This window comes from Burkholderia sp. Cy-637 (assembly GCF_011753175.1).
Lineage (GTDB): Bacteria > Pseudomonadota > Gammaproteobacteria > Burkholderiales > Burkholderiaceae > Burkholderia > Burkholderia gladioli.
The window spans coordinates 1-26,318 of record NZ_VWWC01000016.1 but is presented as its reverse complement, the minus strand read 5'-3'; the positions used below and the strand labels follow the sequence as shown (position 1 = coordinate 26,318).

At 69.1% G+C, this 26,318-nt stretch carries 27 protein-coding genes; 15 read left to right on the top strand and 12 right to left on the bottom strand.

Annotation, left to right across the window (positions count from 1 at the left end; genetic code table 11):
- Positions 1–5 precede the first annotated feature (5 nt).
- Positions 6–686, top strand: coding sequence for a Fe2+-dependent dioxygenase (locus F3J10_RS07565; protein WP_025100651.1), 681 nt, complete (start codon positions 6–8; stop codon positions 684–686).
- Positions 687–720: 34 nt separating this feature from the next.
- Here F3J10_RS07565 and F3J10_RS07560 read toward each other — a convergent pair whose 3' ends face one another.
- From F3J10_RS07560 to F3J10_RS07540, 5 genes are all read right to left on the bottom strand, one after another.
- On the bottom strand, positions 721–2,022 hold the full coding sequence (locus F3J10_RS07560) for a HAMP domain-containing sensor histidine kinase (protein WP_167241797.1): 1,302 nt from the start codon (positions 2,020–2,022) through the stop codon (positions 721–723).
- Positions 2,009–2,695 (bottom strand): response regulator transcription factor, encoded by a 687-nt coding sequence (locus F3J10_RS07555; protein ID WP_025100653.1) that lies wholly within the window; start codon positions 2,693–2,695, stop codon positions 2,009–2,011. The genes F3J10_RS07560 and F3J10_RS07555 overlap by 14 nt, the downstream gene beginning before the upstream one ends.
- Before the next feature lie 130 nt (positions 2,696–2,825).
- Positions 2,826–3,677, bottom strand: coding sequence for an alpha/beta hydrolase (locus tag F3J10_RS07550; protein ID WP_167241796.1), 852 nt, complete (start codon positions 3,675–3,677; stop codon positions 2,826–2,828).
- 308 nt (positions 3,678–3,985) lie between these two features.
- Positions 3,986–4,870 carry a sel1 repeat family protein gene (locus tag F3J10_RS07545; RefSeq protein ID WP_167241795.1) on the bottom strand — a complete coding sequence of 295 codons (885 nt, stop codon included), beginning with the start codon at positions 4,868–4,870 and terminating at the stop codon, positions 3,986–3,988.
- Between the two features lie 13 nt (positions 4,871–4,883).
- Complete coding sequence (locus tag F3J10_RS07540) at positions 4,884–5,357, bottom strand: hypothetical protein (RefSeq protein WP_025100656.1); 474 nt, start codon at positions 5,355–5,357, stop codon at positions 4,884–4,886.
- Positions 5,358–5,675: 318 nt separating this feature from the next.
- On the opposite strand from F3J10_RS07540, the gene F3J10_RS07535 reads away from it, so the two are divergent.
- Complete coding sequence (locus F3J10_RS07535; RefSeq protein WP_240155431.1) at positions 5,676–6,452, top strand: HAD family phosphatase; 777 nt, start codon at positions 5,676–5,678, stop codon at positions 6,450–6,452.
- A gap of 313 nt (positions 6,453–6,765) precedes the next feature.
- Positions 6,766–8,007, top strand: a complete 1,242-nt coding sequence (locus F3J10_RS07530; RefSeq protein ID WP_167241794.1) for an FAD-dependent oxidoreductase — start codon at positions 6,766–6,768, stop codon at positions 8,005–8,007.
- 82 nt (positions 8,008–8,089) lie between these two features.
- Here F3J10_RS07530 and F3J10_RS07525 read toward each other — a convergent pair whose 3' ends face one another.
- Positions 8,090–8,977, bottom strand: coding sequence for a LysR family transcriptional regulator (locus F3J10_RS07525; protein WP_167241793.1), 888 nt, complete (start codon positions 8,975–8,977; stop codon positions 8,090–8,092).
- A 124-nt stretch (positions 8,978–9,101) separates the two neighbouring features.
- Between F3J10_RS07525 and F3J10_RS07520 the strand changes: the two genes are divergently transcribed.
- From F3J10_RS07520 to argE, 7 genes are read left to right on the top strand one after another with little or no spacing between them, the layout of a single operon-like run.
- Positions 9,102–9,950: a transporter substrate-binding domain-containing protein gene (locus F3J10_RS07520; protein ID WP_025100660.1), complete on the top strand. Its 849-nt coding sequence runs from the start codon at positions 9,102–9,104 to the stop codon at positions 9,948–9,950.
- A 10-nt stretch (positions 9,951–9,960) separates the two neighbouring features.
- Complete coding sequence (locus tag F3J10_RS07515) at positions 9,961–10,632, top strand: amino acid ABC transporter permease (RefSeq protein ID WP_025100661.1); 672 nt, start codon at positions 9,961–9,963, stop codon at positions 10,630–10,632.
- Positions 10,622–11,284, top strand: coding sequence for an amino acid ABC transporter permease (locus tag F3J10_RS07510; RefSeq protein WP_025100662.1), 663 nt, complete (start codon positions 10,622–10,624; stop codon positions 11,282–11,284). Before F3J10_RS07515 ends, F3J10_RS07510 begins: the two co-directional genes overlap by 11 nt.
- Positions 11,285–11,339: 55 nt before the next feature.
- Entirely contained in the window at positions 11,340–12,305 is a 966-nt protein-coding gene (locus F3J10_RS07505; RefSeq protein ID WP_166912976.1) for an agmatinase, read from the top strand.
- Positions 12,306–12,322: 17 nt separating this feature from the next.
- Positions 12,323–13,051: an amino acid ABC transporter ATP-binding protein gene (locus tag F3J10_RS07500; RefSeq protein WP_167241792.1), complete on the top strand. Its 729-nt coding sequence runs from the start codon at positions 12,323–12,325 to the stop codon at positions 13,049–13,051.
- Positions 13,052–13,110: 59 nt separating this feature from the next.
- On the top strand, positions 13,111–13,518 hold the full coding sequence (locus tag F3J10_RS07495) for a RidA family protein (RefSeq protein ID WP_025100665.1): 408 nt from the start codon (positions 13,111–13,113) through the stop codon (positions 13,516–13,518).
- A complete protein-coding gene (gene argE, locus F3J10_RS07490; RefSeq protein WP_025100666.1) occupies positions 13,515–14,684 on the top strand; it encodes an acetylornithine deacetylase in 1,170 nt (389 codons plus the stop codon). Before F3J10_RS07495 ends, argE begins: the two co-directional genes overlap by 4 nt.
- Positions 14,685–14,723: 39 nt before the next feature.
- On the opposite strand, the gene F3J10_RS07485 is transcribed toward argE, so the two are convergent.
- The gene (locus tag F3J10_RS07485; RefSeq protein WP_167241791.1) at positions 14,724–16,103 is read right to left on the bottom strand and encodes a DHA2 family efflux MFS transporter permease subunit; all 1,380 of its coding nucleotides are present in this window, start codon (positions 16,101–16,103) and stop codon (positions 14,724–14,726) included.
- A 172-nt stretch (positions 16,104–16,275) separates the two neighbouring features.
- Positions 16,276–17,025, bottom strand: a complete 750-nt coding sequence (locus F3J10_RS07480; RefSeq protein ID WP_345791193.1) for a hypothetical protein — start codon at positions 17,023–17,025, stop codon at positions 16,276–16,278.
- Between the two features lie 669 nt (positions 17,026–17,694).
- On the opposite strand from F3J10_RS07480, the gene F3J10_RS07475 reads away from it, so the two are divergent.
- The 3 genes from F3J10_RS07475 (at position 17,695) to F3J10_RS07465 (ending at position 20,344) form a co-directional block, all read left to right on the top strand.
- Positions 17,695–18,282, top strand: coding sequence for an SEL1-like repeat protein (locus F3J10_RS07475; RefSeq protein WP_025100669.1), 588 nt, complete (start codon positions 17,695–17,697; stop codon positions 18,280–18,282).
- A gap of 124 nt (positions 18,283–18,406) precedes the next feature.
- Positions 18,407–19,225 carry a hypothetical protein gene (locus F3J10_RS07470; RefSeq protein WP_025100670.1) on the top strand — a complete coding sequence of 273 codons (819 nt, stop codon included), beginning with the start codon at positions 18,407–18,409 and terminating at the stop codon, positions 19,223–19,225.
- A 108-nt stretch (positions 19,226–19,333) separates the two neighbouring features.
- A complete protein-coding gene (locus tag F3J10_RS07465) occupies positions 19,334–20,344 on the top strand; it encodes a hypothetical protein (RefSeq protein ID WP_166912979.1) in 1,011 nt (336 codons plus the stop codon).
- A gap of 109 nt (positions 20,345–20,453) precedes the next feature.
- Here F3J10_RS07465 and F3J10_RS07460 read toward each other — a convergent pair whose 3' ends face one another.
- From F3J10_RS07460 to madL, 4 genes are all read right to left on the bottom strand, one after another.
- Positions 20,454–21,509 carry a helix-turn-helix domain-containing protein gene (locus tag F3J10_RS07460; RefSeq protein ID WP_025100675.1) on the bottom strand — a complete coding sequence of 352 codons (1,056 nt, stop codon included), beginning with the start codon at positions 21,507–21,509 and terminating at the stop codon, positions 20,454–20,456.
- 493 nt (positions 21,510–22,002) lie between these two features.
- Positions 22,003–22,506 carry a hypothetical protein gene (locus F3J10_RS07455; protein WP_240155427.1) on the bottom strand — a complete coding sequence of 168 codons (504 nt, stop codon included), beginning with the start codon at positions 22,504–22,506 and terminating at the stop codon, positions 22,003–22,005.
- A gap of 86 nt (positions 22,507–22,592) precedes the next feature.
- Positions 22,593–23,360 (bottom strand): malonate transporter subunit MadM, encoded by a 768-nt coding sequence (gene madM / locus F3J10_RS07450; RefSeq protein ID WP_013691178.1) that lies wholly within the window; start codon positions 23,358–23,360, stop codon positions 22,593–22,595.
- Positions 23,361–23,372: 12 nt separating this feature from the next.
- Complete coding sequence (gene madL / locus F3J10_RS07445) at positions 23,373–23,756, bottom strand: malonate transporter subunit MadL (RefSeq protein WP_013691177.1); 384 nt, start codon at positions 23,754–23,756, stop codon at positions 23,373–23,375.
- Positions 23,757–24,063: 307 nt separating this feature from the next.
- On the opposite strand from madL, the gene F3J10_RS07440 reads away from it, so the two are divergent.
- Both F3J10_RS07440 and F3J10_RS07435 read left to right on the top strand, forming a co-directional pair.
- Positions 24,064–25,035 carry a LysR family transcriptional regulator gene (locus tag F3J10_RS07440; RefSeq protein ID WP_167241789.1) on the top strand — a complete coding sequence of 324 codons (972 nt, stop codon included), beginning with the start codon at positions 24,064–24,066 and terminating at the stop codon, positions 25,033–25,035.
- A gap of 79 nt (positions 25,036–25,114) precedes the next feature.
- A partial coding sequence (locus F3J10_RS07435) for an MFS transporter (RefSeq protein WP_167241788.1) occupies positions 25,115–26,318 on the top strand: 1,204 nt, incomplete at its 3' end.

The window sequence follows — 26,318 nt, the reverse complement described above, 5'->3', positions numbered from 1 at the left end:
TGAGCATGATGGTCGAGGTACCGGGCGTGTTCAGCCCGGAGGAAGCGAGGGCGATCGCGGCGCGGCTGCGCGCGGCCGAATGGGTGGACGGCCGCGTCACGGCCGGCGCGCAGTCGCAGCGCGTGAAGGACAACCGGCAACTGGCCGGCGACGACCCGCTGGCGCGCGAGATCGGCGACGAGATCATCCGGCGCCTCGCGCAGCATGCGGTGTTCATGTCGGCCGCGCTGCCCAGGAAGATCTATCCGCCGCTGTTCAACTGCTACGCGGGCGGCGAGGCCTTCGGCTTCCATGTGGACAATGCCGTGCGCGGCATCCGCGAATCGCGCGAGCGCGTGCGCACCGACCTGTCGGCCACGCTGTTCCTGAGCGAGCCCGACAGCTACGAGGGCGGCGAGCTGGTGGTGCGCGACACCTTCGGCGAGCATGCCGTCAAGCTCGCGGCCGGCAACCTGGTGCTCTACCCGGGTTCGAGCCTGCATCGCGTGGCGCCCGTCACGCGCGGCGAGCGGCTCGCCTCGTTCTTCTGGGTCGAGAGCCTGGTGCGCGAGGATGCGCAGCGCAGCCTGCTGCTGGAGATGGATGTGGCGATCCAGCGGCTCACGCAGCAGGGCGCGGACGAGGCCTCGCTGCTGCAACTGACGGGCAGTTATCACAACCTGCTGCGGATGTGGGCCGATAGCTGAGCCGCGGGCGGGGCACCGGACCTTGCACGCGCTGTCAGGCGTGGTTCGAGGCGCCCGGCGCGGCCGGCTCGTCGCGCAGGTCGATGCGGAACCGGCAGCCTCGCCCCGGCGCCGAATCGAGCGTCACGCGCCAGCCCTGGTGCTGGCAGATCCGCTGCACCAGCGACAGGCCGAGGCCGAGATTGTCGGCGCCGGCGTTGGTGCCTTGCACGAAGGGGGCGAACATGGCGGCCTGCGCCTCGGGCGCGATGCCCGGGCCGTCGTCCTCGACTTCCAGCGAGCGCGCGGCGGCGCGCACGCGGATCCGCGTGCCGCCGCCGGCATGCTGCAGGGCATTGCGGATCAGGTTCGACAGCACGATGCGCAGCAGTGCAGACGGATAACGCGGCGCGGCCGGCACCTCCGGCTCGTCGATCGCCAGTTCCAGCGCGAAGCCGAGTTGCGCGGCGCGCGCCTGCCAGCGCTGCGTCTCGTCGCGCGCCACGCCGATCGCCTCGGCATGCGCGAAGCCGTGCGTGTCGCCGGCGCCGCGCGAAAGCATCAGATAGGCCGCCAGTTGCTGGTCGATTTCCCGGGCCGCGCCCTGCATGCGTTGCAGGCGCGCGCGCTGCGCCTCGGCCAATGCCGGATCGTCGAGCAGCAGCTCGGCCGAGCTCGAGATCACCATCAGCGGCGTGCGCAGCTCGTGGCCCACGTCGGCCGTAAACAGCCGTTCGCGCTGCAGGGCCGCCTCGAGCTGGTTGTAGGTCTCGTCGAAGGCGGCCGCCAACTGGCCGATCTCGTTGTCGGGGTATTCGTGCGCGAGGCGCGTCTGCGGCGGCAGCGCGGGGCGCTCGCCGACCTGCGCGGCCAGCCGCAGCAGCGGCCCGACGAAGCGCCGCGTGGTGACGCCGCCCAGCAGGAAGGCGAGGATCAGCGCGCCGGCCATGCTGGCCACCGCGATCCAGTGCGAATGCTGCTGGCGCTGCTCGAACTCGGTGTAGTCGCGCAGCAGCAGGTAGCGCACCTGGTCCTGGTCGTCGACCATCGCATGCCATTCGCGGCCCTCGTGCTCGATCTTGCTGAAGCCGAGCGGCAGCGCGCGCAGCCAGGGCGGAAACGCGTCGCTGCCCGGCGCGCCGTGGAAGAAGCGGTCCTCGCGGCCCACGTCGCGGCCGCTCAGGTATTCGTCGCGGATCCGCTTGACGGCCATGCCCATGTCGATGCGCTGCAGGTGCACCTCCAGCGTGTCGATGGTCCACAGCGAGGCGAGCGAGAGCAGGGTGCCCACCACCGCCGCGAGCAGCACGTAGGTGAGCAGCAGCTGGCGCGCCAGCGTGCGCCTAGGCTTGCGCACGCTGCGGGTCCTGCAACTGGTAGCCGATGCCGTGCACGGTGCGCAGGAGCGGCACCGCGTAGGGCTTGTCGATCACCTGGCGGATCAGGTGGACGTGGGTGCGCAGGCTGTCGCTGTCGGGCGGCGAATCGAGCCACAGCGCTTCCTCCAGCCGCGCGCGATGGACCACGGCGGGGCTCGCCTGCATCAGGATCTGCAGCAGCTTGAGCGGCGCGGGCGGCAGCCGCAGCGTGTCGCCGGCGCGCGTCAGCGCGCGCGTTTCGGTGTCGTAGACCAGGTCGGCCACCTGCAGCGTGCGCGCGGCCGGGCGGCGCGAGCGGTGCAGCAGCGCCTTCACGCGCGCGGCCAGCTCGGCCAGCGCGAAGGGCTTGACGAGGTAGTCGTCGGCGCCGGCGTCGAAGCCCTGCAGGCGATCGTCGAGCGTGTCGCGCGCGGTCACCATGATGAGCGGCGTCTCCAGCCGCGCCTCCTCGCGCAGCTTGCGGCACAGGCTGTAGCCGTCGAGCCGGGGCAGCATCAGGTCGAGCACGATCAGGTCGAATTCGTGCGCGGTGGCGAGCGCATAACCCTGCTGGCCGTCGAACGCGCAATCGACGATGTAGCCGCGATTGCCGAGGTGGCCGGAGATATTGGCGAGGATGTCGGGATCGTCTTCGATGACGAGGATACGCATGGGCGGTGCCGCGAAGGGGCGAACGGGAATCGTCGCCGATTCTATCGCGCGGCAGGCGCTTGCGCGCGGTGCTGGGGAAGTTGAAAGCCGGCGGCGCGGGAATCGTGCCGCGCCGCCGGCCGGGCGATGCTTAGGCGCCCTTGAGAAATGCCGTCAGGTGGCGGTTGAAGGCGCTCGGGCGCGCGAGGTTCATGCCGTGCGAGGCACCCTCGATGGTCACGCGCGAGGCATTCGGGATCCAGTCGGCCAGCGCGCCGACGTTCTCGCGGAACATCGCCGGGCTCTTCTCGCCGTCGATCAGCAGGGTCGGGCAGGCGATGCCGCCGGCCAGCTCGGCCGAGTAGGCCGGCAGCGGGTCGCGCAACTGCATCGACAGGGTGCGGGCGTTGTCGGTGGCCATGGTGCGGAAGCCCGGCGTGCTCTTCTGCCAGGTGCCGGGACGGCTCACGGAATCGACGAACAGCTCCAGGCCGGCGGCCACCTCGCCATTGGCGATCAGCGTCACGGCGCGCGTGCGCAGGCGCTTGGTTTCCAGCGAGGCGGTGGGCGCGGCCAGGTTCGGCACGCCGCTCAGCGAGCCGCCCGGATCGCACAGCGTCAGCGAGCGCACCAGTTCCGGGTAGCGATGCGCCATGTAGAAGGCCACGCAGCCGCCGCGCGAATGCCCGACCAGGTGCACCGGGCCGGCGCCGAGCTGGCGCACGAAGGCGCCGAGCTGGTCGGCGTGGGTGCTCCAGCTGAAGGTGGGCAGCGCCTCGGACGGCTCGGCCGGCCAGTAGTGCGTGAGGCTCGGCGCGAGGCAGGCGAACTGCGGGGCGAGGCCCGACAGTTGCGGCTGCCAGAAGCGGAAGTCGCAGAGCGAGCCGTGCACGAACACGACGAGATCGCCTTCGCCCGTCTGGACGTAGGGCATCTTGATGATGGGGCCGGGACCGGGCAGGTCCAGCGAAACGGGTGCGGCGAGAGAGGCGACGGGGTTCACGATCGTTCTTGGTGGAGTTACGGGCGTCATGATAATGGATTTCCCTGATATGTCGCGTCTGTGTGAAAAAACGACAACGACGTGGGTGCAGCATCCAATTCCGTCTGATAAATAATAAGTGCTTGTTTTTAATTGGATTATTTATGTTGTTGCGATGCGGGATCGCCCTCGCAACGGAAGGCGAGATTGTTGTTTGAATTTGTAGTAATTAGGGAATGCAAGGGGCGTTTCGCCGCGTGTGCACGTTTCGCGACGCTGGCACGGAAGCTGGCTTGACTTATTGAAAGGTTTTTGAAGGCTGACGGCGATCAACCGGCTTTCGGGCAGGCTTGCCGGGCCTGCTGCATGCCCTGGTCGTAGGCGGCGGCGAAATCGGCCGCCGACAGCGTGGCGCCGAAACGCGCCGCGAGCCGCTCGCGCGGCCACTTGCCGTTGCCGGCCGACGCGGCGAGCAGGGCATAGGCGATCGAGGTCGCCGGATCCTGCGCGCCGAACTGGCCGCTGCCATAGGCGCTGGCCAGCAGCCCGGCGGCCAGCGGATCGCAATTGCCGGCGGCATCGCGCAGGTGCTCGCGTGCCTCGCCGCGCCATTGACGCACGCGCGGGTCGTCGGCGTTGTCGCCGAGCGCGGCGCTGCCCTGGCCGAACGGCCCTTCGATGAAGTAGTCGACTTGCGCGTCGCCGCGCCCGGCGCGGGCGGCCTGGGCCAGGAACTGCAGGCGTTCGTCGACCTGCGCGGCGCTGACGTTCGCGCAAAGCCGCGCCTCGCGGCTCGCCGATGCTCGGGAGTCCGATGCAGCCGCGTTGTCTGCCGGCTGCCGCGTGGCCGCCTCGGCGCAGACCGATTCGGCCAGGTACACATGCCAGGCCGCATCGGCGTCGCCGCGCCGGGCCGCGCCCGCGTACTGGTCCACATATTGCGCGACGGTCTTGCCGCCGAGATCGACCAGGCGCCCGCTGCTGCCCACCAGTTGCGCGCCCGCGTCGTCGACGGCGGCGCGCCCGGCCGGCGCCTCGGGATTCGAGAAGCTCGAGGCGCCGGTGCTCCCGAGCTTCGAGGCCACCGGCGCGCTGACCGGCGCCGGACTTCCCACCGGCTTGCCGCCGCGCGCGAAGCACCAGGCGAGCACCAGCGCGAGCGCCGCCAGCATGATCGCCGGCGTTCCCAGGCGGCGTGCTCGTCGTGTGCTCATGGCGGCGGCCTGCTTACCAGAGATAGCAGTAGGTTTCGTTGCTCTCGAGGTTGTTGCCGAGCGCCGGCTGCGAGAGATCCTTCACCCAGCCGTTCGGCTCGTCGGGCGTCGGCGTGTCGCCGCAGTTGGTGTGCACCCAGTGGATGCCGACGTCGCCGCCGGTATAGAGCTGGCCGCACAGCTCGAGCTGGTCGCCGACGCGGATCTGCGTCAGCGGATCGGGCACGCTCTTCTGGTTGCGGCGGTAGCCGTTCGCGAACACGTTGTCCATCGCCACGTCGTAGGTCCGGCCGTCGGTGCCGCGCAGGTTCACGTGCGTGTGCGAGAGATAGATGCCCTGGCGCTGCGAGCCCGACACGAACACGGGCGCGCTCAACACGGTGCCGGTGAGCAGCGAGCCGCCCTGGCAGAGATCAGCCGCCGAGGCGGTCAGGGAAGCGGACATCGAAGCGGCGGCCAGTGCCAGGCCGATCAGGATTTTTTTCAATCTGGATTCCCCCTCAGGAATGGAATGTCGAACGGACATCGCACCGATGCCGAGGCGCGCGACGCGATGTCGGCGACTACGGTAACGAAGCCTCGATGACGTCGCGATGAATTCGCGGGCCCTGATCGCGATCATTTCGCATGCGTCGCCGGATGGCCGGACATGCGCATCGGTCTCAGCACAATAGGCGCTGCGCGTGGCTTATGCGAGCGACAAAATGATTGCGTCGCCAAGCATCGACGATGCTCGCGATCGATGCGGGATTCGTATCGCGCCGGTGCGGAGTGAAGCCTGCTCCGATTTACAATCGAGGCCTTCATGGCCGATTCCGTATTCAATTCCGCTGCTCTCATGCCCGCCTCCGATTCCACCGACACCGGCAATTCGTTCCATGCCGCCGACGCGAGCGGCAAGCTCGACCGATCCTCTTCCGAGCCCGCTTGCCGGGCGATCCTCTGGGACATGGACGGCACGCTCGCCGATAGCGAGCCGCTGCATTTCGCCTCGCTGGCGGCTGCCTTGCATCACTTCGGCGTGCAGGCCGACGAGGCGCTCCATGCGCTGACCGTCGGCATGACCGGGCGCGATGCCTACCGCTTCTGCGTCGAGCGCTACGGGCAGGCATTCGATTTCGCGCGGTGGTCGCAACTGCGCGCCGATACCTTCGCCGCGAGCCTCGGAACCTTGCGCGCACGCGAGGGCGCGCTCGCGCTGTGCCGTGCCGCCCAGCGCGCGGGCTTGCGCCAGGCCGTGGTGTCGAACGCGGGGCGCGGCACGCTCGACGCCGGCATCGGCGCGCTCGGCCTGGATGCCTGGCTGACGGTATCGATCAGCGCGCACGACGTGGCGGCCGGCAAGCCCGCGCCCGACGGCTATCGGCTCGCTGCCGCGCGGCTCGGCGTGAGCGCCGCCGAGGCGGTGGTGGTCGAGGACAGCCCGCTCGGGGCGCAGGCGGGCGTGGCCGCCGGCATGCGCGTGCTGGCCTGGCTCGATGCCGCGAGCGATGCGCGCGCCTATCCGCGCGAGGCGCGGGTGGTGCGGAGTGCGAAGGAACTGGCGGATGCGCTGGGCCTGGCGATCGATCGCGAGGCTTGATCGGCTGGCTAGCGGCGCTCGGCGGCCTCGCCGCTGATGGCGGACCAGCCTGCGATAGCCGAGAAGACCGCATGCGCCGGGATGGCCGGACGTCGAGCCCGCGGTGTCGATCGGCCGACCAGGGCACGGCGCGAAATCATCGGCCCGGGCGTTGCCGCGCGCGCAATGAACGGCGATACTCACGGACGCCGATTCTCCAGGGCTCGCGATCACGCGGGCCGCCCTGCACGCGACGGCGCGTTTCAAACGCCGCCGGCCCATTCCGGCGCCGCCCGCGCGGCATCGACCGGATAACAAAATAGAGGAACGCCAGATGGACGTAGTGGATGTATTGATCGTCGGTGCCGGACATGCCGGCGCCAATTGCGCGATGGAGCTGCGCAAGGCCGGTTTCGAAGGCAGCGTGATGCTGTTGTCCGACGAAACCGAGCTGCCTTACGAGCGTCCGCCGCTGACCAAGGACTATTTCACCGGCGATCGCGGCGGCGAGCAGATCCGCTTTCGCACCGCCGAGGCCTGGCTCGAACGCGGCATCGAGGTGCGGCTCGCGCATCGCGTCGAGGCGATCGAGCCCGAGGCGCATCGCGTGCGCCTGGCCGACGGCGCCACGCTGCAATACGGCAAGCTGGTGTGGGCCGCGGGCGGCGCGCCGCGCCGGCTCGCCTGCGAAGGCGCGACGCTGGCGGGCGTGCACGTGATCCGCGCCAAGCACGATATCGATGCACTGAAGGCCGACCTGGCCGGGCGCGAGCATGTCGTGATCGTCGGCGGCGGTTACGTCGGCCTGGAGGCGGCCGCCTCGCTGACCAAGCTCGGCGGCGTGCGCGTGACCGTGGTGGAAGCGCAGGACCGCCTGCTCGCGCGGGTGGCCGGCGAGCCGCTGTCGGCCTTCATCGAGGGCGAGCATCGCGCGCGCGGCGTGGAGATCGTCACGGGCGCGCAGGTCGCCGCGCTGAAGGGGCAGGACGGGCGCGTCAGCGCGGTCGAGCTGGCCGATGGCCGTTCGATCGCGGCCGACCTGGTGATCGCCGGCATCGGTATCGTGCCGACCGCGCAACGGCTGCTCGATGCGGGTGCGCAGGGCGGCAACGGCGTCGATGTCGATTCGCAGTGCCGCACCACGCTGCCCGACGTCTACGCGATCGGCGATTGCGCGCGTCGCGCGCATCCGCTGGTGGCCGGCGCCGCGCTGCGCATCGAGAGCGTGCCGAGCGCGCTCGAACATGCGCAGATCGTGGCCGCCTCGATCACCGGCAAACCCTCGCCGAAGCCGGGCGTGCCCTGGTTCTGGTCGACCCAGTACGACCTGCGCATCCAGATGGCCGGGATTCCCGACGGCTATGACGAGGTGGCGGTGCGTGGCGAGCTGGCCGCGCGCTCGTTCCTGGTGCTCTACCTGCGAGGCGGCCGCCTGATCGCGCTCGACGCCGTGAACGCTACCAAGGACTACGTGCAGGGCCGTGCGCTGCTGGCCGCCGACGTCACGCTCACGCGCGAGCAGCTCGAGGATCTCTCGGTGCCGCTGCAGGCGCGCATGCCGGTGGCGAGCGCCTGAGCAGCACGCCGCCGCGCGGCGGCACGGTGCAAGGCCGTGCCGCCCTTCGAGGCTCGTTTCAAGGCTGACTTCAAGGCCGATTTCAAGGCCGATGCGTTTCCAGCAGCAGGTTCAGGAACGCCTCGACGCTGCGCGTGACCGGCCGCGCCTCCTCGACGATCGCGCAGAACGACACCGAATAGGCCGGCGAATCGGGCAGCACCTCGAAGCGGTAGCGCGGCGCGAGCCGCGCCACCAGTTGCTCGGGCAGCAGCCCGACGCAATGGCCGGTGGCCACCATCATCGCCACGGCCTCCAGGCCGACGACTTCCGGCCCCTGCGCGAACCCCTGGCTCGACAGCGCGTCCTCCACGAACGGATGCGAGCGATAGACCAGCGGTAGCCGGCGCGTATCGCCGGCCGCGCGCAACTCGCCGGCCACGTCGGGCCGGTAGAACACGCGATGGGTTTCCTCGAACAGCGGATAGTGGCGAAACCCGGCCGCGCGCTTGTAGGCGCCGCGGATCGCGACCTGCACGCGGCGCTCGATCAGCGCGGCGCTGAGATCGCGATAGGTCATCACCGACAGCGAGGGGCGCACCAGCGGCGCGATCCGGTGCAGCTCGGCCAGCGCCTGCGGCACGCGGCAGCCCTCGTGGCTCAGCACATGCTCCGACATCCCCAACTGCAGCGGCCCCGACAGCACGCCGCGCACCGCGTCCACCTCGGGCTTGATGCGCTCCAGCGCCTCCAGCGCTTCCGAGGCCACGCGCAGCGCCACCTCGCCGCCCTCGGTCAATTGAAAGCCGCCCGGCCCGCGCTCGCAGAGCTTGATGCCCAGGCGCGCCTCCACCTCGTTGATGTGCCGGCTGATCGAGGCCTTGGACATCGCCAGCACGCGCTCGGCCGCGGCGAAACCGCTGGCCTGCGCGGCCGCGCAGAACACGCGCAACGAGCGCAGGTCGCGCTCGTCGAGGTCCATTTTCTTCATCGATCGCGCCCCGCGAAAGTTTCGGTTTCCGAAACCATATCAATAAAAAAATGAATTTCCAAAACTATTTGGCGTGTCTACATTGGCCTTCAACCACCCCCCACCGCTACCAGGAAGCACCGCCATGAGACCGCTGAACCGACGTCAATTCCTTGCCCTGACGGGCAGCGCCACGCTCGCGCTGGCCGCGCCGTCGATCGCCTTCGCGGAGGGCGGCACGCTGGCCGACATCCGCAAGCGCGGCGTGCTGACGGTGGGCACCGAGGCGGCCTACGAACCTTTCGAATTCGTCGAGAACGGCAAGGTGACCGGCTACGGCCACGACATCCTCGAATACATGGCGGGCAAGCTCGGCGTGAAGCTGAACCAGATGAACCTGCCGTTCCAGGGCCTGCTGCCGGGCCTGATGACGCACAAGTTCGATTTCGTCGCCACCAGCGTCGGCATCAATCCGGAGCGCGCGCGCCGCTTCGCCTTCTCCCAGCCGGTGGGCGTGGTCGACACGGTGCTGGTGGTGCGCGCGGGCGACACGGCGGTCGGCAAGCCCGAGGACGCGGGCGGCAAGATCGTCGGCACCCAGATGGGCTCGTCCTCGCAGCCGATCGCGCAGGCCTTCGATACGCAGTTGAAGGCGAAGGGCGCCGGCTATGCCGACATCAAGCTGTTCCAGGCCTATCCGGACGTGATGGTGGCGCTGCAGAACAAGACGCTCGACATCGGCATCATGCCGTCGAACATCGTCGCGGTGCTGATGAAGAAGGAGCCGGGGCAGTTCCGCGTGGTCGGCAAGATCGGCGAGCCGAAGATGCTGGCCTGGGTCGCCAATCCGCAGGACAAGGAGATCCGCGACTTCATCAACGCCTCGCTGAGCGAGCTGGAGAAGAACGGGCAACTGGCCCAGCTGCAGAAGAAGTGGTTCGGCTACACCATGAACCTGCCGACCAGCGGCTACCTGCCGGAAGGCGCGGTCTGAGGCGCGCGCGATGGCATCGGCATCCTTCCTCGACGGCGCCATGCTCGGGCCGTTCCTGCACGACGTGGCGGCCGGCGCGGCCACCACGGTGATCGCGAGCGTGGCCGCGTTCGCGATCGGCATCGTGCTCGGCGCGCTGCTGCTGCTCGCGCGCCAGCACGGCGGGCGCGTGGCGGCGGCCTGCGTGCTCGCCTACGTGAGCCTGATCCGCGGCGTGCCAGCGCTGATCCAGATGCTGGTCGCCTACTACGTGCTGCCCGCGCTGCTGGACATCACGCTCTCGCCCCTGCAGGCCGGGATCCTCGCGCTGGCGCTCAACACCGCCGCCTACATCTCGGAGATCCTGCGCGGCGCGCTGCATTCGCTGGGCCGCGGACAGATCCCTGCGGCCCGCGCGCTCGGCATGTCCCCGGTGCAGGTGTGGCGCCACATCGTGTTCCCGCAGTTGTTCCTGCGCTCGATCCCGCCGCTGACCAGCGAGTTCACCATGCTGCTGAAGGCCTCCTCGCTGCTGTCGATCATCGCCGTGCACGACCTCGCGACGGTGGCGCGCGACGCCACCTTGCAGACCAACCAGCCGCTGCAGGTGTTCAGCGCGGCGGCGGCGGTCTACTTCGCGATCCTGTTCCTGGTCTCGTCCGCCTCGCGCGGGCTCGAACGCAGGCTGTCCCATGTCCATTGACGTTTCCATCATCACCGCCTCGATCGGGCCGCTGCTCGAAGGGCTGAAGGTGACGGCCCAGGTCTGCGTGCTCGGCATCCCGCTCGGCATCGTGGCCGGCACGCTGGCCGCCTATTGCCGCGCGATGCCCTCGCGCCTGCTGCGCGCGCTCTCGCTCGCCTATGTCGAGATCGTGCGCAACGTGCCCTTCCTGATCCTGGTCTACCTGAGCTTCTTCGGCCTGCCCAAGCTCGGCTTGCGGGTGCCCGCCTTCGCGATCGGCGTGGCCGCCACCGCCTTCTATACCGGCGGCTACTTCTGCGAGATCCTGCGCGCCGCGCTGGCGAGCCTGTCGCACGGGCAGGTGCAGGCCGCGCGCTCGCTGGGGCTGAACGCCTTCCAGGTGCAGCGCCACGTGGTGCTGCCGCAGATCTTCGGCTTCCTCGCGCCGGCCACCACCAGCCTGACCATCATGATGTTCAAGGACAGCTCGATCTTCTCGGTGATGAGCCTGGCCGAGATGACCTACCAGAGCAACCTGCTGACCGCCGATACCTTCGCCTACGTCGAGGTGCTCGGCACCACGGCGCTGATCTACTGGTCGTGCAGCGTGCTGCTCGACATCGCCGGGCAGTGGGCCGAGCGCGCCGCGACGCGCTACCGCCACGCCTGATTCCATTCCCGACGAAGCGCTCATCGCATCATCCACATAAAGAGGAATACTGAAAATGACGCAAGCCCTGACGGTCGCGCCGCGCACCGGCCACAAGACCCTGCTGTACTCGGAACTCGCCCTCGACCTGGACCATCTGGTGGCCGACATCGCCGTGCTCGGCATGCCCTATGGCGCGGCCTATTCGGCCTCCGACTTCACCAACGACCAGACCAACGCGCCGGCCGCGATCCGCCAGGCCACCGACCGCGTGGTGCGCTCGCCCGGCCATTACGACTTCGATATCGACGGCCCGCTGCTGCAGGAGCGCGACGACATCCGCTTCGTCGACTGCGGCGACGTGATCGCCGACCTGGCCGCGCCGGGCAGCCACTACCAGCGCGTCGAGGCCGCGGTGCGCAAGATCCTCGCGGCCGGCGCGCTGCCGATCGTGATGGGCGGCGACCACGGCATCACCACGCCGGTGCTGCGCGCCTTCGATACGCTGGGGCCGATCACCCTGGTGCATGTCGATGCGCACCTGGACTGGCGCGACGAGGTGAACGGCGTGCGCGAGGGCCTGTCGAGCCCGATCCGCCGCGCCTCGGAGATGAAGCACGTGGCGAAGATCGTGCAGATCGGCCTGCGCGCGCAGGGCAGCGCGCGGCCCGAGGAACTGCGCGCGGCGCAGGCCTACGGCTCGGAGCTGGTGAGCGCCTACGAGCTGCACGACGTCGGCATGGATGCCGTGCTGGCGCGCATTCCCGACAACGGCAACTACTACCTGACGATCGACGCCGACGGGCTCGACCCTTCCGTGATGCCGGCCGTGGCCGGCCCGGCGCCGGGCGGCGTGACCTTCCTGCAGGCGCGCAAGCTGATCCACGGCCTGGTGAAGAAGGGCCGCGTGGTCGGCATGGACATCGTCGAGATCCAGCCCGAGAAGGACGTCAACCAGATCTCCTGCATCACCGCCGGCCGCCTGATCCTGAACCTGATCGGCAGCGCGATCCGCGCCGGCTATTTCGACGGCAAACGCTGAGCGCAAGGGAGGCTTCGATGATCGAGATCCGGCAGCTCGGCAAGCACTACGGCGCGTTCCAGGTGCTCGACGCCTGCACCGCCAGCGTCGCCAAGGGCGAGGTGGTGGTGGTCTGCGGGCCGTCGGGCTCGGGCAAGAGCACGCTGATCAAGTGCGTGAACGGGCTGGAGCCGTTCCAGTCCGGGCAGGTGGTGGTCGACGGCATCAGCGTGGGCGCGGCCGGCACGCGCCTGTCGGCGCTGCGCGCGCGCATCGGCATGGTGTTCCAGCACTTCGAGCTGTTCCCGCACATGAGCGTGCTCGACAACATCGCGCTCGCCCAGCTCAAGGTGCTGGGCCGGCGCCGCGACGAAGCCGAGGCGCGCGCGCTCGCGCTGCTCAATCGCGTCGGTTTGCGCGCGCAGGCCGGCAAGTATCCGGCGGCGCTGTCGGGCGGCCAGCAGCAGCGCGTGGCGATCGTGCGCGCGCTGGCGATGGACCCGGCCGCGATGCTGTTCGACGAGCCGACCTCGGCGCTCGACCCCGAGATGGTCAACGAAGTGCTCGAGGTGATGACCGACCTGGCCCGCGAGGGCATGACGATGATGGTGGTCACGCACGAGATGGGCTTCGCGCGGCGCGTGGCCGATCGCGTGATCTTCATGGAGCGCGGCGCGATCGTCGAGGATGCCGCCGCCGACGCCTTCTTCGAGGCGCCGCGCTCGGAGCGCGCGCGCCTGTTCCTGTCCCGCATCCTCACGCACTGAGCCTCACGCATTGCGGCGGCCTCGCCGCTTTTCCCAACCCAGCCACTGCCTGATTCCCCATGGAACATATCCGCATCCGCCCGTTCAACACCAAGCACACCTACCCCGAGCAGTCGCTCGACAACGACCTCGCGCAAGGCGTGGTGGCCGGCAAGATGGTCTTCCTGCGCGGCCAGATCGGCCAGGATCTCGACACTTCGCAATCGGTCGGCATCGGCGACGCCGCGGCCCAGGCCGAGCGCGCGATGGCGAATGTCCAGATGCTGCTGGAGGAAGCCGGCAGCAAGCTCGAGGACATCTGCAAGATCACCGTCTACCTGACCGACGTGCGCTATCGCGAGGCCGTCTATCGCGTGATCGGGCGCTGGCTGAAGGGCGTGCACGCGGTCTCGACGGGGCTGACCGTGACGGCCCTGGCGCGCCCGGAATGGCTGGTCGAGATCGACGTGATCGCCGTCAAGCCATGAGCGCGCCGCGCGATCCGGTCGAGCTGCTGGCGCGGCTGGTGGCGTTCCGCTCGATCAGCCGCCAGCCCAACCTCGACCTGATCGGCTTCGTGGCCGACTACCTGCGCGGATACGGCGTCGAATCGCGGCTGGTGCCGCACGCCGACGGCACGCGCGCCAATCTCTACGCCACCATCGGCCCGCGCGATCGCGGCGGCCTGTGCCTGTCCGGCCATGCCGACGTGGTGCCGGTGGCGGGCCAGCCCTGGAGCAGCGATCCGTTCGAGCTGGTGGAGCGCGACGGCCGCCTGTATGGACGCGGCAGCTCGGACATGAAGGGCTTCCTGGCCTGCGTGCTGGCCGCCGTGCCGGCCTTCGTCGCCGAGCCGCTGGCGGTGCCGATCCATCTCGCGATCAGCTACGACGAGGAGATCGGCTGCGTGGGCGTGCGCGACCTGCTCGACGAGCTGGCGCGCGATGCGGCGCGGCCGCTGGGCTGCATCATCGGCGAGCCCACCGGCATGCGGCTCGGCTCGGCGCACAAGGGCAAGCGCGCGTATCGCTGCTGCGTGCGCGGGTTGGCGGCGCATTCGGCGCAGCCGCAGCTCGGCGTCAATGCGATCGAGTACGCGGCCGAGCTGGTCACGGCGCTGCGCGGCAGCGCCCGCGCGCTGGAGACGGAAGGCGCGCGCGACGCGCGCTTCGATCCACCCTGGAGCACCGTGCAGACCGGCACCATCGAGGGCGGCGTGGCCGTCAACGTGGTGCCCGACCGTTGCGCGTTCGACTTCGAGATTCGTGAATTGCCGGGGCGCGACGGCGAGCGGGTGATCGAGGCGCTCACGGCGCTCGCGCGCGATACGCTGCTGCCGGAGATGCGGCGCGTGGCGCCCGAGGCGGCCATCGAGCTGGAGCCCTTGTCCGCCTATCCCGGCCTGCGCGACGATGCCGGCTCGCTCGAGCTGAAATCGCTGTGCGCCGGCTGGCTCGGCGACGAGCGCGAGACCACGCTGTCGTTCGGCACCGAGGGCGGGCTGTTCCAGTCGATCGGGATTCCGGCGGTGGTTTGCGGCCCGGGCTCGATCACGCGCGCGCATCGCGCCGACGAATACGTGCGCCGTGACGAGCTGGCGGCCTGCATGAGTTTCCTGGCGCGCTTCACCGAGCACTGCCGCGCGCCCGGCTGAGGCGAGCCGCGCGGTGGCCGGGCTGCCGCGACTCGCCGCTCAGTGGCTGCCGCGCGTGCCGGCGACGGCGGGCTTGCTTTCCAGCTTGCCGAACACGAAGGTCGACAGCACCGTGATCGCGCCGACCAGCAGGAAACTCATCTGGATGCCGAACAAGGTCGAGCTGCCGTGCGCGCTCAGCAGGCTGGCGAAGCCGCCGCCGATCGACACGCCCAGGCCGGTGGCCAGCATCTGCACCATCGAGAACAGGCTGTTGCCGCTGCTCGCGTCGCGATGGGACAGATCCTTGAGGGTGACGCTGTTCATGGCCGCGAACTGCATCGAGGTGGCGCCGCCGAACGAGGCCATCAGCGCGAGGTCGAGCAGCAGCGGCGTGTGCGGCGAGAGCGTGGCGAAGCCGAGGATCGAGATGCCCACCACCAGCGTGTTGACCTTCAGGAAGGGCACGTAGCCGTAGCGCCTGACCAGCGGCGCGATCATGCGCTTGGTGATCACGCCGGCGACGGCGGCCGGCAGCATCACCAGCCCCGCGTGCAGCGGCGAGTAGCCGAAGCCGAGCTGCATCTGCAGCGGCAGCAGGAAGGGCACCGCGCTGCTGCCGATCCGGCACACCAGGTTGCCGACCAGGCCGACGCTGAAGCGGCGCTCGAACAGGCCGAGCCGGAACAGCGGCTGCTCGCGGCGGCGTGCATGCGCGACATAGGCCAGCACCGCGAGCGCCGAACCGAGCGCGGCCAGCACGATCCAGCCCACGTGCGAGGCGGCGCCCGGCATGTCGAGCGCCAGCGAGCTGCCGAGCATCGCCAGCGAGAGCAGGGTGCAGCCGATCAGGTCGAAGGGCTGCCGCTCGTCGAGCCGGTCGGAGGGCAGGTAGCGCTGCACCGCGAGCAGGCCGACCGCCGCGATCGGCACGTTGACGAAGAAGATCCAGCGCCACGACAGCGCCTGCGCGAACCAGCCGCCCAGCGTGGGGCCGACGATCGGCCCGACCTGGCCGGCGATCGAGATGAAGGCCAGCGCGCCCACGTAGGCTTCGCCCGGCACGCTGCGCAGCACCGCGAGCCGGCCGATCGGCAGCAGCATCGAGCCGCCCACGCCCTGCACCACGCGCGCCACCACCAGCTGCGTCGAGGTATGCGAGCCGGCGCAGGCCAGCGAGCCGATCGCGAACACCAGGATCGCCGCGAAATAGACCGAGCGCGTGCCGTAGCGGTCGGCCAGCCAGCCCGAGGCGGGCGTGAGCATCGCCATGGTGAGCGTGTAGGCCACCACGATCGAGCGCATCGACAGCGTGTCCTCGCCGAAGGCATGCGCGATCGAGGGCAGGGCGGTATTGACGATGGTGGTGTCGAGCGCCTGCATGAAGAAACCACCGGCCACGATCCATAGCAGGGCCGATTGGGAAACAGAACGCGTCATGTCGGGAGAGCGGGAGTCGATAAGGAAAACGAGCGCGCGGCGGATCCGTGCGCCGGGCCCCGGCGCTTGCGCCGAGGCTTGCAGTTTGCCAGAGCAAGCTTACGGAGACGCGACAGCCCCGCGCCGCGGTCTTGGCGGCCCCGGCGGTGCTATCGACTGCGTTCGGCGCCCGTCATTTCGCCGCGCAGCGGGCGGTGGCGCCGACCACGTTGTCGTTGCGCGGATCGGGATCGCCGCCGACGGTGACCACCGACAGCACGCCGACGGCGTTGCGATAGGTGTAGCTGCAATAACCCACGCCGGTGCCCGAGCAGTCGTTCACCTCGATCACGCCGTGCCTGGCGAGATCGGCCGCCACGTCGTGGAGCGGGTCGCCGCGCTTCGCACGCACCGGCTTCCAGCCCTGTGCGATGAGGATCTTGCGCGCCTCGGCGATCGACTTGCCGAATACCTTGGGCACGCTCGCGCGGCCTTGGCAGAACGATCGCGAGGCGGCCACCGCGGTCAGGCGCAGCCCCTCGTCCTGCTGATGCAATTCGGCGACCGGGCCGCCGACGCCTTGCCCCTCGCCGACCAGCAGCCCGCCCGTCTCCAGCGGCTCGAGCCTGCCGAGCTGCCAGTCGGCCTTGCGCGCGGTATAGGCGAGCGCGATCAGGCGCGTGCCCTCGAAGATGCCGATATTGGCGTTGCGCGGCGTGCAGATCGCGCTGGTGCCGGGCTCGAAGCCGCTCGCGAACGACACCGCGCGGTAAGGGCCGAGCGGTGCCTCGGACATCACGAACCAGCCGAGCTTCTCGACCTCGCGGCCGGCGGCCGACAGTGCATCGGCGGGCTCGCGGTAATGCGCGCAGAACTCGGCCGGCGCACCGTGCTCGGGCGAGGGCGGCAGCACCGCGAGCGGCACCAGCGAGGCACCCGTCACCTCGGAAGCGGTGCTTGGCGTTTGAGCCGTCGCCGCCGGCGCGATCGCCGACAAGATGGATGCGCACGCAAGCATGGCGGCCGCCAAGCCGCGACGGGATGCGCGCGCGGATGTCGGCGCCGCGAAGGTCGGCTGAAGGGCATGCAGCATGCTGCGAGTCTCCGGAAAAGGACGGTTTGGGCGCCCGCGGCCGGCCGCGGGCGAGGCCATGATGCCCCAAAACCGGGGCAGGGTTCATACCGACAAAGTTCCTGTCGAATTTTCGATGAGACGGACAGTAACCAATCGTGGACGGCGAGGCACTCGTTTTTTCGGCTGGAGAATTTAGGATTCGTCTTCACGAACAGCCGGAAAGACACGGCTCGCGCTGAAATCTCATAAATTTATCGTCGCCCCCGATGGCGCCGAATCGCGTGGAATCCCTTGGGGGGATCGTCTGTCGATGGCTCACCCAATCCGGCACGGAAGGCCGGCGCTCGCGAGCCGAAACATCATGAGAACCAGGCTGGCGGGCGAGACGTTCCGGCATAGAGAGAAACCGCGGGCCGCATGCCTGCCGAAGTTGAAACGTTTGGCTCACGCGCCGCGAGGCGCGTGAGCGCTTCACCGCCTCGGGGCGGGCGTCGGAAACCGGCAGTCGATGCGACTCGATTCGAGCCGGGGGGAGTCATGAAGTGCCGTCTGTTGGTGCCGTCGCTGTCCTTGCTGTTGCTGGCTGCCTGCGCGCAGCCCCAGCCCAGCGACATGGTCCGTATCTGCGACGGCCAGGGCTGTTCCGATCGCCCGAAGAACCAGGTCACCACGGAATTCAAGGACGGCGTGAACGATCGCGAGGACCCTCGCATCGCGGCGCTCAAGGAGAGCGCGAAGGCGCAGCCGAAGGCCGCCTACGATCTCGGCCTGCGTTATTTCCGCGGCGACGGCGTGCGCCAGGACAGCTACCAGGCGCTCAACTGGATGCGCAGCGCCGCCGAGCGCGGCGACCTGCGCGCGCAGAAGGCGCTCGGCGCCTACTACCTGTTCGGCCTCGAGGAGATGGGCCCGGACCCGCGCGAAGCGGAAAAATGGCTGTCGATCGCGGTGGGCCGCGGCGATAAGGAATCAGAAAAGCTGCTGCAGCAGGCCCGCGAAGCGAAGAAGGCCGACGAGGAAGACTTCAAGTGGCGCACGCGCTGGCGTGACGTCTATTACGGCTATTGGAATTCGGGCTATCCGTACTACGGCACCTGGCAACAGACCACCTGGTACTGGTACTGACGAATTCCGAAGCATGGGGGGCCGCGACGGGGAGACCAATCCTTTCGCGAACCATGCCGGGGGGCTTATCTAGGTTCGCACCGACGTGTAAGCCGTACATCGTCTCACTTGATTCGACAACGATATGAAAACCTATCCCATCACCAGGATCGCGGCGGCCGCCGCCATCGTCTCCTCGCTCGCCGCATGCGGCGGCATGGTGACGCCGGGCGGCCAGGACATCGGCGTGAGCGGCGCCGCGGGCGGCGCGGCCAGCGCGGGCGCCGACACCAAGCTCGAGCACTGCGCGCAGCCGCTCGGCACGATCGCCGTCGACGACGGCCGCAACGCGGACTGGTTCGGCCCGTTCGGCAGCGCCACCAAGGTCACCAGCATCGATCCGCTGCTGCGCCTGGCGGTCCAGCAATCGAACTGCTTCGTGATCACCTCGGTCGGCAACCAGAAGACCGACGCGCGCCTGCAGCGCATCACCGCGCTGCAGCGCAGCTCCGGCGAATACCGCGCCGGCTCGAAGCAGCAGAAGGGCCAGCGCGTGGCGGCCGACTACTACATGGAGCCGACCATCGTGGTCAACGATTCGGCGATCGGCGGCATCGGCGGCGCGATCGGCGGGCTGATCGGCAACGGCGCGATCTCGGCGCTGGCCGGCAGCCTCAAGAGCAAGGCCTCGGTGGTCACGCTCACGCTGTTCGACGTGCGCTCGGCCGTGCAGATCGCGGCGGCCGAAGGCAGCTCGACGGCCACCAACTGGGGCGCCGCGCTGGGCGGCTTCGGCGGTGGCGTGGGCGGCGCGCTCGGCGGTTTCTCGTCGACGCCGGAAGGCAAGGCCACCGTGGTCGCCTTCATCGACGCCTGGAACAAGATGGTGGTGGCACTGCGCAGCTACAAGGCGCAGGACGTCAGCGGCGGCCTGGGCCGCGGCGGTACGCTGAAGGTCAACTAAGCAAGCTGCTTCGACGCGGCGGCCGCCGGCCGCCGCGCGGCCCGCGCCGCGTCAGGCGGGCCGCGCCCTTCGCGTCGTCTTCCCTTTGATTCGCTTCCCGAGGTCGCCATGAAAAAAGCCGCCGCGCTGATCGCGCTCGCCTGTCTCGCCCTGACCGCCTGCGGCGGGGACGACGATGTCTCGTCCGCTTCGGCGGGTTCCTCCAGCTCCGCCGGCTCCTCGTCGGGCGGCGGCGGTTCGACCAGCGGCACCGGCGGCAGCAGCGGCACCAGCGGCGGAACCAGCGGCACCAGCGGAACCGGCAGCACGCTCACGCCGCGCTTCGAGGCGATCGCGACGGCCGCCGACGGCGCCAGCTTCCTCACGCTGGTCAATGGCGAGGGCGCCAAGGGCTTTCACTATCTCGCCGACCTGTCGTTCGCGGGCGACAGCACGATCCGCTCGATCTTCGTCAACGACGGCGCGGGCGCGGTCTATACCTACGAGTTGCAGAGCGCGCAATCGGGCCAGGCGGCCTTCCTCACGCAGGTGAACGCGGAAGGCGCGCGCGGCTTCCGCTACGAAGGCGAGCTGGGATTCGGCAACCTGTATCGCAGCGACGGCACGTCGGCGACCTACAGCTACCAGCTCGCGCCGGCAGTCGGCAGCCCGGCCGACTTCGTCACGCAGGCCAACGGGCAGGGGCAATCGGGTTACTGGCAGGTCTCGCCGCTGTTCCTCGATTCGACCGAGGTGACGCTGTACATGAAGAACAATGCCTCGAACGCGACCTACACCTACGAGGCGGTGGCACCGAGCGCGTCGGCCGCGGATTTCGTCACGCAGGCCAACAGCGAGGGCGCGCGCGGTTTCCGCGCCAAGGGCACGCAGGTGTTCGGCAGCGCCTCGGCCACGGTCTACGTGAAGGACCAGACGCAATCGCCGACCTTCACGTACCAGAGCGCGGCCGTGCAGACCACCAACAGCGGCTTCGTCACGCAGTCGAACACGCTGGGCACGCAGGGCAATGCCTATTTCGGCGATCTCGCCTTCGGCACGGCGGTCAGTTCGTTCTACTTCAAGCCGGCGAACTGCACGGGCTTCCTCTGCACCACGCTCAATCCGCTGATCCAGAACTGAGCGCGCGAGCCATCGCAGGCAACGCAAGAAACGCGGCCGTCCTTCGACGGCCGCGTTTTTTTTCGTGGCGTCCTGGCTTCATGGCCGCGCCGCGTCGGCCTGCCCCGGCCTACAGCGACACGAAGGAGCGCATCCAGTCGCTGAAGTTGGTCGAGGCGGCCGACTGCTCCGGCGAGGCATGCGCGTACTCGGATTCGCGGCGGAATTCGCGCGCGGCCACCTCGCTCGGCGTGCAGCCGAACTTCTCCTTGAACAGGCGGCTGAAGTGCTTCTCGTTGACGAAGCCGTGCCGCCACGCCACCTCGGAGATCCGCATGCGTTTCGCGGTCGGGTCGATCAGCAGGTTGCGCGCGCGATGCAGGCGCTTGTGCTGGATCAGCCGCGCCACGCCGCCGGTCGGCTCGAACAGCCGGTAGAGCTTCGAGCGCGAGATGCCCATCGCCTTGCAGATGCGGTCCGGGCTCAGGTCGGGCGAGAGCAGGTGCTGCTCGATGTAGTCGCGCACGCGGTTCACGAACATCGCGTCGAGCTCGGTCTCGGCCTGCTTGAGCGTGTCGAGCGTCGGCGCCAGGCAGGCCAGCAGCATGTTCTTGGTGGCCTGCACCGCATAGGGCATCTCGCCGGCCGAGACCACCGACATGTTCCGGCGCAGCGAGCGCAGGTAGTCGGCCAGCATCGAGCCCATGCCGTGCGACAGCGAGCGGCCGTGCAGCGCCGCCGCGCCCGCCGGCAGCAAGTCGCGCGGGATCACCATGCAGATCGTGTCGCCGGTGCTGACCTTGAGGTCGAAGGGCGTGGCCAGGTCGAGCACGCACATGTCGCCGGGGCCGATCAGCACCGGGTCGCGGCCGGCCGAGCCGGACAGCGTCTCGCTGATCTGCAGTTGCAGGTAGTAGCCGTCAAGCCCGTCCGAGCGGATCCGCTGCGCGGAACGGCTCATCGCGTGCTCGACGCGATGCTCGGGATGCAGCCATTGGCGGCCGCCGAACATGATCTGGTCGAGCAGCGTGAAATCGAACTGCGAATCGTAGGGGACATGCTCGTCCTCGAGCAGGCCGATGTCGAACAGCGCACCGGTGTCGGCGCGCCAGGCGTCGAAACGCTCGCGCGCCGGCGCATAGGACGTCGAGAACCGATAGCTCAAACCCTCGGAAGTCGTGCTCATCGTGATCTTGTCATCACCCGTTGCTTATTATCGAAATGCTGGCGCCGGATTTCACCCCCAAAGGGAAATCCGTCCGGCCCACGCGGTACTGCCTCGCCGGAAAAACAGGGACGCCAATGCGGTCGGCCGGAATCGCGCGATTCACCTGGAATTGCGCCGGCTTATGGTGTGTATCTTGGTGTGTATCTTTTTGAATGGTACACAGTCGGCTTATCCGGCAGGTGACATTTTTCTTGTATCGACCGGGCCGAGGATCCGGGCGTGTGGCGGGAAAAGCCGGCCCAGCCTGCGCCTGGGCCGGGATTCCGGGCGCCGGCGACCGAGTCGTCGAATTCGGACCGGATATTGTGTGGTAAATGCGAACGAGTGCCGATCGGGCAATCGCATTGTTTTTCAGGTGTTTTTCAATCGACTTGGCAAGTCGAATGCCGGATCGTCGTATCGCGGCAACGATGATACGGATCTGTATCTATTCGAATCCGGATTTCGGATATTAATTGCGCCGCCCATTTAAGGTGGCGGATATCAAATCGCATCGCCAATTAAGGTGTCGCGCATGAATGTCGATCGGCGTGTCGCGGTTTATCGATTGAGAATACGGAATGACCGATTGCGCCTCACGCATGTCACGCCAGGCGCCGAGGTAGGCGCCGACCGTGACGGCGGCCAGTTGCGCGTCGTGCAGCGCGAGCAGCGGCTCCAGCGCATCGCGCGCGGCCCGGTCGAGCCGGTAGGGCGCGCCGCGCGCGAAGCTGCCTTGCAGGGCGAGGTCGGCGCGCCGGCAGCAGGCGGCGAGCGAGGGCATCGAGGCGGTGCCGCGCAGCGCCTGCGCGAGCCGGATCACGTTGGCCAGCACCCCGAGCGGCGCCGGGTCGTGGCAGCGGCCGAGCAGCCTGGCGAGCGCGAGATGATGCCTGAGTTGCAGCGCGCGCCGCTCGTGTTCGGGCAGCGGGCCCTGGAGGGGAATGGGATGGCGCATGACGCGGTGCCGGTGCAAGGAAGGGCAGGCTCGCGGGCAGGGGCGAGGTGGACGCGGGCGCGGCCGGCGCGGCACTGGGGTGCCGCCGGCCGCGCCCGTCTCGTTCAACCGCCGACGATGGCCCGGGTGGCGAAGAACAGCACCGAGGGCCCGAGCAGGCAGCCGACGCCGGTGTGGAAGGTCGAGATCAGCGCGCCGTAGGGCACCAGCCGCCGATCGGTGGCGGCCAGCCCGGCCGTCACGCCGCTCACGGTGCCGGCCAGGCCGCCGAAGATCATCGCCGAGCGCGGCGTGCGCAGGCCGAGGAAGCCGGCCGCGAGCGGCGTGCCGACCATCACGATGATGGCCTTGACCAGCCCGGTGGCGATGCTCAGCGCGATCACGTCCGAGCTCGCGCCGATCGCCGCGCCCGTCACCGGGCCGACGATGTAGGTGACGGCGCCCGCGCCGATGGTGGTCATGCTGACCGCGTCGGTATAACCGAAGGCACGCGCCACCAGCGCGCCGACGATGAAGGGCAGCACCGTGCCCAGCAGCAGCGAGACCACGCCGATCATGCCGGCGCGGCGCGCCTCGCTGGCCTGCACCTCGAAGGCGGTGGCGACGATCGCGAAGTCGCGCAGCATCGCGCCGCCCATCACGCCGATGCCGGCGAACAGCGGCACGTCGGCGATGCCCTTCTCGCCGTGGGTGAGCGTGCCGCCCACCCAGGCCAGCGCGAGGCCGATCAGGATCGCGAAGGCGGAGCCGTGCACGCGGCCGCGCGTGAGCGTCTTCGACAGCATCATCGAGATCCACATCACGATCCCGACCAGCGCGAAGGCGGCCACCAGGCCGTTGTGCGAGAGAACTTTCTCGAGCATGGCAAGCATTCCGGCCTCCGCTTATTGCTTGGCCGGCACGAGTGCCGAGTCGTCGTTGCCCAGGCGCGAGAGCACCGCGATGCAGCAGGCGCAGATCGCCACCGCGCCGAGCGCGGCCAGCAGCGCCACCGGGCCGCCCTTGAGCGCGGCCACCACGTTCTGGTTGGCCGCCATCGCCACCACCACCGGGATGTACATGGCGCCCCAGAAGGTCACGCCGGCCTCGGACTCCTTGGGCAGCCAGCCGCGCCGGTGCAGCCAGATGCGCAGCGCGATGAGCAGCAGCATCGCGATGCCGACGCCGCCGACATTGGTCTTGACGCCGATCGCGGCGCCCAGCAGGTCGCCGAGGAACAGGCCGGCGAGATGGCAGAACGCGAGCAGGGCGGTTCCGTAGATGATCATGCATGTCTCCTGTCTGATAGGAATCGGCGGCCGGGGCCGCCGCCCGGTGCCGGCGTCGATGCGCCGGCGTTCTCGGGGGGATGTTGACCGGGTATCCGGTGCGGACAGTCTAGTCCGGCCGAAATCGCCCATTTATGAAGTTGTCCGGAGGATTCAGTGGGAACGGCAATGCCTGGCGCTCGAAAGCTTTCGGTTTGTCAGAAAGCATGGTCGATGCCGGCGGGATCCGCGGCGTCGACCGGTAGAATCCAGGGCTCCATTCCGCCGAGGCTCGCGGGCCCGGTATCCGGACAACAACGAGGCATACATGGATCTGCTGGCCGCAATGCGCGTCTTCGTGCGGGTCGTCGAACGCGGAAACCTGTCGCGCGCCGCGCGGGACCTGGGCCTGGGGCAGCCCGCCGTCAGCGACCGGATCGAGCGGCTCGAGCAGCACCTCGGCGTGCGTCTGCTGCTGCGCAGTACGCGCGCCGTCTCATGCACCGACGAGGGCTCGCTGTTCTACCAGAAGAGCAAGCTGGTGCTCGATGCCGCCGAGGAGGCGCGCGTCGCGGTTGCGCCCGGCGATCGGGCGGTGCGCGGCCGGATCCGCATCGCGGCGCCGCACGGGGTGGGCGATGCCCTGCTGCCGGGCGTGGTCGCGGTGATGCGCGAGCAGCATCCGCAGCTCCACGTCGAGATGGTCCTCAACGACGAACCGACCGACCCGGTGACCGAGGGCGTCGATCTCTCGCTGCGGCTGGGTCGCATCGGCGAGGGCAATTTCATCGCGCGGCGGCTCGGCCATGTGCGCCGCGTGCTGGTGGCCTCGCCCGGCTACCTGGATGCGGCTGGCCGCCCGGAGGAGCCCGCCGACCTGGTCCGGCATCCATTCATCCGGGTCGCGGGGCTGTTCTCCGATGGCCAGTTGCGCTTCGCTGCCGCTTCGCCGCATCCGGCCTCGTCCGCCGCGCCGATCAACATCGTGACCACGGTCAGCCACTGGGGCCCGGTCCATCAGTTGCTGCTGGCCGGTTGCGGCATCGGCGTGCTGCAGGAGATCGTCTGTGCCGAGGCGCTGGCGACGGGCAGGCTGGTCGAGTTGCTGCCCGGCCATACCGTGCCGGGTTTCGAGCTGCACGCGCTGCTGCCGGTGACGCGCCCGGTGCCGGCCAGGACGCAGGCGGTGCTCGAACTGCTCGAGGCGCACTTGCCCGACGCGGTGCGCCTGGCGAAGCCGCCGCCCGAGGCACGAGCCGCGCGGGACCGGAGCGCATCGATCGGGTTTACCGATGACTGATATCGAGGCGGCGGCGCTACTCCCCGGGTGCGGCGCTCGTTAAGTTGGGCGGCAACTCCACTTGCCGCGAGGCCGCCTCATGTCCCGACTCAATCTCAAGCTGCTGGGCCCCTGCCTGCTGGCGATCGCGATCGACGCCATGGGCTTCGGCCTGGTCTACCCGATCATGGCGGCGATCTTCTCCGATCCGCATTCGGGCATCATCGGCGCCGGCACCCGCGTCTCGCTGCGCAACTTCTACCTGGGGCTCGGCTACGGCGTCTATCCGTTCTTCATGTTCTTCGGCTCCTCGCTGATGGGCGAGCTGTCGGACGGCTACGGGCGCCGCAGGATCCTGCTGCTCTGCATCTTCGGCCTGGCGCTGAGCTACCTGCTGATGGCGCTCGGCGCGCTGCTGCCGAGCATCGCGCTGCTGCTGGTCGGGCGCGGTCTGAGCGGGCTGATGGCGGGCTGCCAGGGCATCGCGCAGGCGGCCATCACCGACCTCAGCACGCCGGAAACCAAGGCCTACAACATGAGCATCATGTCGATGGCCTTCAGCGCCGGTGTGATCGTCGGCCCGGTGCTGGGCGGCATCACCTCGGACCGCACGATCCTGCCGATCTTCAACTACGGCACGCCGTTCCTGCTGGTTGCCGCGCTGTCGGTGTTCTGCGGCCTGTGGACCTTCTGGACCTATCGCGACGCGAGCCCGCCCAAGGGCAAGACCCACGTCGACATCCTGCTGCCGCTGCGCATCATCTACGAGGCCGGCCGCCATCATCGCGTCGCCTTCCTGTCGATCGTGTTCTTCCTGATGCAGGTCGGCTACGGCCTCTACCTGCAGACCATCATGCTGGTGCTGCAGACCCGCTTCGGCTACACCAGCTCGCAGCTCGGCCTGTTCAGCGGCCTGATCGGCATCTGCTTCGTGTTCGGCCTGATGGTGATCGTGCGCCTGATGCTGAAGGTCTGGAGCGTGGTGGACATCGCCAAGCTCGGCCTGCTGATCGCCGGCATCGGCCAGGTGCTGTCGGCCCTGCTGCCGCACGAGGGCATGCTCTGGGGGCTCGGCATGGTGGTCGGCTGCTTCGACATGGTGGCCTACACCACCATGTACACCGCCTACTCGGACGCGGTGGCGGTCGAGCGGCAGGGCTGGGCGCTCGGTGTCGCGGGTTCCGTGATGGCGATCGCCTGGGTGGTGACGGGCTTCCTGACCAACCTGCTGCCGGTGGTCGGTGAGTTGGGACTGCTGATGATCGGCGGCCTGAGCTTCATCCTGAGCTTCCTGATGATGATGG